Below are 2,046 nucleotides of genomic sequence, written 5' to 3'. Positions count from 1 at the left end.
GGCTTCAGCACGCTCTCGCAGCGCCGTTTGCGTCAGCAGTACCTTCGCTCCGCTGTCTTCGAGCATGAACCGCACGCGCTCCGCCGGATAATCCGGGTCGAGCGGCACATACGCCCCGCCCGCTTTCCAGACGGCCAGCACGGCCACCAGCAAGTCCACCGAACGCTCGGCGAGAATGCCGACGATCGTCTCCCGGCCGATGCCGCTTGCGCGCAGCGTAGCCGCCAAGCGGTTCGCCCGCTCGTTCAGCTCAGCATACGTCAGCCGGTCGTTCTCGTACACGACGGCTGCCTCTTCCGGCGTGCGCTCCACCTGTTCCTCAAACAGCCGGTGGAACGCGGCCGCAGGAGCCGCTTCCGGCTGCGCCGGGTTGAACGCACCGAGAATTTGTTCTTTTTCCTCTGCCGTCAGCAAGTTCAGCTCGGCGATCTTCGCATCCGGACGGCTTACGATCGTTTCGAGCAGCTGCTCGTAATGTTTCGCCAGCCGTTCGATCGTCTCCCTTTTGTAGAGAGCCGTCGCATATTCGAAGCTGTAATCCAAGCCGCCGTTCTCCTCGCCCACATCCAAGCTGATATCAAACTTCGCGGTATCCAATGCGCTCGGATAAGGAATCAGGCGAAGCCCTTCCAGCTCAAATTCCTCGTTTTCCGTATTCTGCATCGTAAACAGCGTGTCGAAGAGCGGATTGCGGCTTAAATCACGGGTGACTTGCACCTTGTCCACCAATTCTTCGAACGGATAGTTTTGATGCTCGAAGGCATGGAGGGTCGTTTCTTTGACTTCGTTCAGGTATGACAGGAATGTCTTCTCCGAAGCCGGATAACTGCGGATAGCCAGCGTGTTTAAGAAAATCCCGATCAACGGCTGCACATCTCCATGATTCCTTCCGGCAATCGGCGTACCGACGATCACGTCTTCCTGACCTGAATATTTATGCAGAAGGACGTTATACGCCGCAAGCAGCACCATAAACAGCGTCGTGCCCGTTTCCGAGGCCAGCTGCTTCAGTCCGTCGGTTTTCGAAGCGTCGAAGAAAAACTCCAGCGTTTGGCCTTCGTAGCTCTGCACGGACGGACGCGGATAATCGGTCGGCATTTCCAGCACCGGAAGCTCGCCTTGGAACATGTCCAGCCAGTACGCCTCCTGACGCTGAAGCCGTTCCTTCTGCTCCTGCGAATGCTGCCAAACGGTGTAGTCTTTGTACTGAATGCGCAGAGGCTCCAATTGCTCGCCGCCGTACAAGCGGACGAATTCTTCAACAAAGATTTCCATCGAGACGCCATCGGAAATAATATGATGCATGTCGTACATTAGAATATGACGTTCTGGAGCCAGCTCGACAAGGCCTACCCTCAGTAGCGGAGGCTTCGCCAAGTCAAACGGACGGACGAAACGGCGAACCATCTCTTCGGCCTCTTGCTCATCCACTCGATAGAACTCCACCGCAAAATTCACGTCCTGGTAAATCCGCTGCGATGCTTCGCCATCCACCATTTCGAACCCGGTGCGCAGCGTTTCATGCCGCGCCACGAGCTTACGGAACGCTTCTTCGAACCTTGCCCGGTCCAAAGCACCCTCCAGCAGCATCGCTTCCGGCATGTTGTAGCTAAGCTCCGCGCCTTCCAGTTGATTCAGGATAAAGAGACGTTTTTGAGCAAAAGATTGCGGGTACACCTCTCGGTCATCCGCCACCGGAATGGCAACGAATGTCTTCTCATCCAGCCGGGAAACGGCGGCTGCCATGCTCTCGATGGTGGAATGGCGGAACACGTCGCGCAGCGGCAGATCCACGTTCAACTCTTTATGAATCTTGCTGACCAGCGTCGTCGCCCGCAGCGAGTGGCCGCCGATGTCGAAGAAGTTGTCGTGAACGCCAATCTCCTTCGCAAGCCCCAGCACCTCCTGCCAAATCGCCGCCAGCTTCGTTTCCAGCTCATTGCGCGGTGCGACGTACTCCGTTCCGCTTCCCGCTTCCCCTTCCGGCGCTGGCAGCGCCTTCCGGTCAATCTTTCCGTTCGGCGTCAGAGGCAGGCGCTCCATCTC

Annotated in this window: 1 protein-coding gene; it reads right to left on the bottom strand. The window is 57.3% G+C overall.

What is annotated here, in order from left to right:
- On the bottom strand, positions 1-2,046 hold a 2,046-nt coding region (locus ACU1JV_RS28010; protein WP_446724763.1), incomplete at both ends, for a condensation domain-containing protein.

This window comes from Paenibacillus sp. T2-29, assembly GCF_052921365.1.
The sequence above is the reverse complement of the archived record's forward strand: the minus strand, read 5'-3'. Positions and strand labels throughout refer to the sequence as shown.